Source organism: Streptomyces sp. SAS_270, assembly GCF_052543295.1.
Genome location: NZ_JBMNDS010000142.1, coordinates 6,704 through 12,543 on the forward strand (window position 1 = coordinate 6,704; position 5,840 = coordinate 12,543).

Annotated in this window: 7 protein-coding genes; 3 read left to right on the top strand and 4 right to left on the bottom strand. The window is 70.5% G+C overall.

Annotated elements, in window-relative coordinates; translation table 11 throughout:
- Positions 1-1,871 (top strand): FtsX-like permease family protein (locus ACN6LB_RS44670; protein WP_445030929.1); only part of this gene is annotated, 1,871 nt, incomplete at its 5' end.
- 72 nt (positions 1,872-1,943) lie between these two features.
- Here the strand turns inward: ACN6LB_RS44670 and ACN6LB_RS44675 are convergent.
- The 4 genes from ACN6LB_RS44675 to ACN6LB_RS44690 form a co-directional block, all read right to left on the bottom strand.
- Entirely contained in the window at positions 1,944-2,324 is a 381-nt protein-coding gene (locus tag ACN6LB_RS44675; protein ID WP_356148845.1) for a nuclear transport factor 2 family protein, read from the bottom strand.
- Positions 2,321-3,019, bottom strand: a complete 699-nt coding sequence (locus ACN6LB_RS44680; RefSeq protein ID WP_445030930.1) for a hypothetical protein — start codon at positions 3,017-3,019, stop codon at positions 2,321-2,323. The genes ACN6LB_RS44675 and ACN6LB_RS44680 overlap by 4 nt, the downstream gene beginning before the upstream one ends.
- A 178-nt stretch (positions 3,020-3,197) precedes the next feature.
- Positions 3,198-3,521, bottom strand: a complete 324-nt coding sequence (locus tag ACN6LB_RS44685; protein WP_356148839.1) for a MoaF-related domain-containing protein — start codon at positions 3,519-3,521, stop codon at positions 3,198-3,200.
- 30 nt (positions 3,522-3,551) lie between these two features.
- Positions 3,552-3,914, bottom strand: coding sequence for a nuclear transport factor 2 family protein (locus ACN6LB_RS44690; RefSeq protein WP_445030931.1), 363 nt, complete (start codon positions 3,912-3,914; stop codon positions 3,552-3,554).
- 352 nt (positions 3,915-4,266) lie between these two features.
- On the opposite strand from ACN6LB_RS44690, the gene ACN6LB_RS44695 reads away from it, so the two are divergent.
- The gene (locus ACN6LB_RS44695; RefSeq protein WP_445030932.1) at positions 4,267-5,163 is read left to right on the top strand and encodes a helix-turn-helix domain-containing protein; all 897 of its coding nucleotides are present in this window, start codon (positions 4,267-4,269) and stop codon (positions 5,161-5,163) included.
- A 166-nt stretch (positions 5,164-5,329) separates the two neighbouring features.
- Positions 5,330-5,725, top strand: a complete 396-nt coding sequence (locus tag ACN6LB_RS44700; protein WP_445030933.1) for a peptidase inhibitor family I36 protein — start codon at positions 5,330-5,332, stop codon at positions 5,723-5,725.
- Positions 5,726-5,840 lie beyond the last annotated feature (115 nt).

Below are 5,840 nucleotides of genomic sequence, written 5' to 3' on the forward strand. Positions count from 1 at the left end.
CCCCCCCCCCCGACCACACCACATGGCGCACCCCCGACGCCGTACCGGCCAAGGCGGCGACGGCCATCCAGGCCACGACCACGACGTACGTACGCCAAAAGCCCGTTACCGTCGTGAACCTGGCCCAGCTGCCCGGGCGCGCGGCGACCCCCGCGCCGCCCGGCCTGAGCGGCTTCCCGAAGCAGGGCGAGGTGTCTGTCTCGCCCGCGCTGGCCGAGCTGCTGCACGAGCTCCCCGACGGCCAACTCGCCGACCGCTTCCCGAAGACGAAGTCCTACGGCACGATCGGCGCCGCCGCTCTCGCCTCGCCCGACGAGCTGGTCGCGGTGGTCGGACGGGCGCCCGGCGACGCGGCGGTCTCCCCGGCGGCCGGGCACCAGAACTACTACGACGACGGCCTGACCAAGCGCTCACCGGTCTCCGGGTTCGCCGGCACCAAGGCGAGCCTGTTCACCGGCATGGACCAGGGGACCGTACTTCTGGGCGTGGTGCTCCTCGTCATGCCGGTCGTCGTGTTGAGCTCGGCTGCGGGACGGCTTGGCGCGGCCCGGCGTGAACAGCGGCTCGCCGCGCTGCGGTTGGCCGGGGCCACCCCACGGCAGATCCTCGCCATGACCGCCGTCGAGGCGGCGGGAGTCGGCGCGGCCGGTGCGCTGGCGGGCGCGCTCGCCTACGCGGCACTGCTGCCCGCGCTCGCCGAACTCCCGTACGGTGTCGGCTCCTGGTACGCCGGTCAGCTGTGGGTGGGGTTGCCGTGGCTCGCGGCCGTGGTGTCGGCCGTCACAGCACTGATCACCGTGAGCTCGGTGACGATGCTGCGCCAGGTGGCCACCTCGCCCCTGGGCGTGGCCCAGCAGGCGAACCCGCGCCGCACCCGCGCGATCCGCCTGGTGCTGTTCGTCGCGGTCCTGCTCTACATCTGGGCGACCACAGGTGACAGCGGCCAGTTGAAGCCCCGGCAGCTGATCGCCCTGCTGGCGCTCTTCTACGGCGCGTTCTGGCTGTTCGGCCCCTGGGCGGTGGACCGGCTGGGTCGGATCGTGGCCCGCCGTGCGAAGCGCCCGGCAACACTGCTGGCAGCCCGTCGGCTCAGCGACGACCCGCGCGCGGTCTGGCGCACCGTCAGCGGTCTGGTGCTCGCGGGGTTCGTGGCCGGGTTCTTCTGCGTCAGCACGCTGGGCTCCGACGGCCCGAGCCACCAGGGCCAGGTCGCGGTGATCACCGCGAACGCCGCCGACGCCCGCCACACAGCGACCGAGGCCCGTACGGCGCTGCACCGGGCAGGCATCACGGCGGATGTCACCGTCACGAGCGAGGACGACTACGACAGCCTGCTGGCCGGTCTTGACGGAGTGATCGCAAAGGTCCCCGGCGGGCGGAAGGACATCGACAGCGCCCTCACCGCACTGACGCCCCTCGGATCGGGCAGGTACCCCCTCACCCAGGAGTACGTGTCCGCGGCGGACGACACGGTGACCGCCCGCATCACCGCCGTCAGTACGGCCACCCTCGTGCTGAGCTTCCTCGTCGCGGCCGCCTCCGCCGGCCTCACGGCCGCCGCGAACGTCCTCGACCGGCGACGGGTGTACGGCCTGCTGCGGCTGTCCGGCACCCCGCTGAAGGTGCTGGACCGGGCACGGGTGCGTGAGACCGTCATCCCGCTGGCCGTTCTGGCCGGAGGCACCACCGCGATGGGTGTCTTCGGCGCCGTGCAGCTCAACAAGGCCGCCGGCACCACGATGAACGCCTCCGGTGCTGTGCAACTGGTGATGTGCGTGGTCGTCGGCGCGCTGGCCATGTTCGCCGCGATCGCCGGCAGCAGGCCGCTGCTGCGGAAGGTGACGGCAGGCCCGGCGCAGACGGCGGACTGACACCGTGACGAGTACGTTCCGGCGCTTGTGCGAGGCGGCGCCTGCAGCTCGTGCTCTTCCGTCGCGCGGTGCTCAGAACATGGTGTTGTCGTTCCTGGAGGTGGGCGGGATGACCTGGAGGACGTCCCAGTGCTCGACGACCTTTCCGTTGTGATCGAAGCGGAAGATGTCGATGCCCGCGTATTCCTCGCCGGGCCAGGTCTGATGGCAGTGGAGGATGACGTGGTCGTCTTCTGCGAAGGCGCGCTTGTACTCGACGTGTTTGCCCGGGTACTCGGCGGCCATGCGCTCGAAGTAGTCGATGAATGCCTGCTTGCCGTCGCCGACATGCGGGTTGTGCTGGATGTAGGTGTCGCCGGCGTACCGGTCGAGGGCCTCGGCGGGGCGGCACTCGTTGAACATCAGGTCGTAGAAGGCCTTGGCGGTGGCCTTGTTCGCTTCAGGGTCGCTCATGGGATCACCGTAGGGTCGGGCGCCGAGTGGGGCGCGGTGCGTGTGGCGAGCAGGTGGTCGGCGTGGGTGGGAACGGACAGGGATCGGTCGGCCAGGTCCGCGGGGGTCTCGGGATCGGTGGGGTTGACGCGTACGAAGCGTGCGCGGGGGAAGCTCCGGGTGAGCTGTTCGCCCGGCCATCGGATGACACCGGGGGTGTTGAATCCGGCGCCGAACTCCAGGATCAGCAGGCGGGTGTCGGCGTCGGCCGTGTCCAGCCAGCCCTGTAGGCGGCGGCCGGCGGGAAGGTAGGGGGCGTCGACGAATTCGGGGCCGATGCGGACGTTGATCTCGACCTCGCCGCCGCAGTTCGGGCAGCGGGGCAGCGTGCCCGCGTCGGTGATTTCGCGCGCCTGGCGCTCGGCTGCCAGGAGTGTGTCCAGCGCTTTGGCGGTTGCGGCGGGCAGAGGGCCCGGAGCCCGTACGGTCAGCACCGCGCGCAGCAGCCGCCGGGCGTTCGCATGGTCGAGCCGGTCCGCGTCACCGGTGCTCAGGCCGGCCTTCACGGCCGCCGGGTCCCTGCCGAGGAGGTCGAGCGCGGCGTGCACCAGGTGCGTCGGGTGCGAGGGCGGGGTGTGGCAGTCAGCGGGCTGGAACGGCTCGTCCAGGGCGATGACGGTGCGGTAGGCGTCGAGCGGCAGTGTGCCGGCGTGCACGGTGGTCCTCCAGGCGGTGCGGGTGATGTGTTCGGCGTGCGGCCCGCGTCGGCGGCCGAGGGCGATGCGCCGCCTGGATCGTGAACGCCGACGACGGCTCGCCTGGCGGGTGGGTGTGAGGCGAGCCGTTGTGGTCTCCCGGCTTACCGGTAAGGCCGCGACGGCTCGCCGGGCCTGCTCAGGCGGGTTCGAGGGTTGCGGTGTGGAGCTCGGCGACGCGACCGGTACCGCCCTCGTAGGTCCAGAGGGCGTGGACGGTCCGGGCGTTGAGGTTCATGACGTGTGTGACCGTCATGCCGGACTCCTCGACCCAGCCGAGCATGAACAGGCCCGGGGCGACTTCGGCGGTGTGGAGAGTGACCGTCTCCTTCGCTCCCTTGGCCGGACCCTCCAGGGTCTCGTAGTGCAGGACGGTGCCGTCGGCCGCGTAGGTGTTGCGGAAGACGACCCCGTTGTCGACCCGGAGGACGAAGGTCCGGCCGGCGTAAGCGGGCGTGCTCATCGTGCTTCTCCTCAGCTGGTGGCAGGGTTGTCAGAACAGGCCGTTGCCGTGCGGCAGTTCGGCCGGAACGGCGGTGATGACGTCCCAGTGCTCGACGATCTTTCCGTCGGCGACGCGGAACAGGTCGTAGTACGCCACCGGGACGCCGAACTCGCCTTCGGACTGCAGCAGGACGAACTCGCCCTCGGCGACGACCTTGTGGACCTTGTTGTAGACAAGGTTCCTGCCCTGCTCGGCCCACTTCGCGGCGGCGGCGCCGAAGCCGTCCAGGCCGTCGGCGGCCTCCGGGTTGTGCTGGTGGTAGGTCTCGGTGGAGATGTAGTCGGTGAGCCCCGAGTAGTCGGCGCCCACAAGGACCGTCTGCGTGTAGTCGGCGGCGGCCCAGCGGTCCACCGCGGTCGGGTCCTTCCGACGCCGGTCAGCCGCGCTGTCCGGTCCTGCTCGGCTCGCAGATGCGGGTACGCCGATACGGGCCTCGACCGGGCCCCGGTGTAGAGGCCGGCCGACCGGACCGACAGTTGGATGCGGTGTGCGTTGTCCTCGGCGAAGGTCCGCAGGGCCCTGCCGAAGCCATAGCACCAAGGGCAGTACGCGTCGAAGGCGTACGTCAGTCGAACTCGCTCCGCCGAACACACCACGCCCCTCCGCCCTTACTGCTTTCCGACACCCATGCGGTGCCGTATGGGCCAGCACCTCCAAACTAGGGGGATAGGGAGGGTGAACCCGGATACGCTTGCGACTAGCTATGGCCAAAAACCGACACGATGCCGCGCGGGAGATCCCCGAGATCCTCTTCACCGCGCCTGCCGGAACCCCTGCAGGGGTCGAGGTGCTGCCCCTGGCCACCTTGCGCCGGCGTGTACCGGCGGCGCGGCTCGCGACGCTTCAGCGACCGGACTTCCACCATCTGCTCACGCTCACCGGCGGCACCCTCTGGCACACGGTGGACTTCACCGCCTACGCCCTCGAACCCGGCTCCTGGCTGTGGGTACGCCCGGGCCAGGTGCACCAGTGGGGCGACCTCACCCACGCCGAGGGCACCCTGATCCTGTTCCGGCAGGACTTCATCGACGCGGCCACCGCAGCCGTCACCCGCATCGAAGACCTCCACGCCCCGGTCCTGCGCCGCCCCCTGCCCGACGACGCCGCTGCCCTGCACCGGGCCGTCGACCACCTCACCGCCGAGTTCCACGCGCTCGGACGGCTGCCCCTGGACATCCACACCGAGGCCCTGCGCCACCTGCTGTCCGTCCTCCTGCTGCGCCTGGCCCACCTGACCGCACCCGTCGGCAGTCCCGCGCCCGAACCCGACTCCACCTACCTCCGCTTCCGTGACGCCGTCGAGAGGGACTTCGCCCGCACCCGCCGGGTGGAGGACTACGCCCGCGCCCTCGGCTACTCCGCCCGCACCCTCTCCCGCGCCACCCTCGCCACCGCCGGCCTAGGTGCCAAGGAGTTCATCGACCGCCGTGTCGTCCTGGAGGCCAAACGCCTCCTGGCCCACAGCGACCAGACCGCCGCCCGCATCGCCGACCACCTCGCTTTCCCCAGCGCCACCCATTTCAGCAAGTACTTCCACCAGCGCACCGGACAGACCCCGATCGGCTTCCGCCACACGGTGCGCGGCCACCCCACGCCATGAGACGCGCAACGTGTCGGAACAGTCGCCGGCGCCACCGCGTATGTCGCCTGTCGTCGCGCTGACTCCCTTTGAAGGTGATCGAAACGTGTGGCCGCACGCGCATCGTGCGCCCCAGCATGGTGGGGACCGCAAGAACGACTGAGGTAAATCGACAGCAGGGGGAATCATGCGCAGGACTGTTCGAGGAACGATCGTCACACTCACCGCCGCTCTGGCCTTCCCGTTGGGTTTCGCGGCGCAGGCCCAAGCGCAGGGTCAGACGGCGGCGGCGGGATGCGGTGCGGACTTCATCTGCATGTGGGAGGACGCCAACTACACGGGATCGAAATACGTCGACATGTACGCCACGTCACCGGCGAACATAGGAACCCTCATCGACATCGACGGCTGGGACGGGGACAACGAGATCAGCAGCGTCTCCAATCGCACCCGGTTCCACATCTTGATGTACGACAACGACAACGGCACCGGATTTCTGGGGTGCCTCACGCCGGGTCAGTCGATTCCGTCGCTGTGGCGCAACGACGAGATGGAGAGCTTCAGGTTCGCCAGCTCCTGCTGATCCCGCGCGAAAGCCCGCCGCGGGCTCGCCACAAGGCTGTCGGGGGGGGGGGGGGGGGGGGGGGGGGGGGGGGGGGGGGGGGGGGGGGGGGGGGGGGGGGGGGGGGGGGGGGGGG

Bases quoted from the DNA above. Each gene is read 5' to 3' on its own strand.
- ACN6LB_RS44685 (WP_356148839.1), bottom strand. From the start codon at position 3,521: ATGAGCACGCCCGCTTACGCCGGCCGGACCTTCGTCCTCCGGGTCGAC.
- ACN6LB_RS44675 (WP_356148845.1), bottom strand. From the start codon at position 2,324: ATGAGCGACCCTGAAGCGAACAAGGCCACCGCCAAGGCCTTCTACGAC.
- ACN6LB_RS44695 (WP_445030932.1), top strand. From the start codon at position 4,267: ATGGCCAAAAACCGACACGATGCCGCGCGGGAGATCCCCGAGATCCTC.
- ACN6LB_RS44700 (WP_445030933.1), top strand. From the start codon at position 5,330: ATGCGCAGGACTGTTCGAGGAACGATCGTCACACTCACCGCCGCTCTG.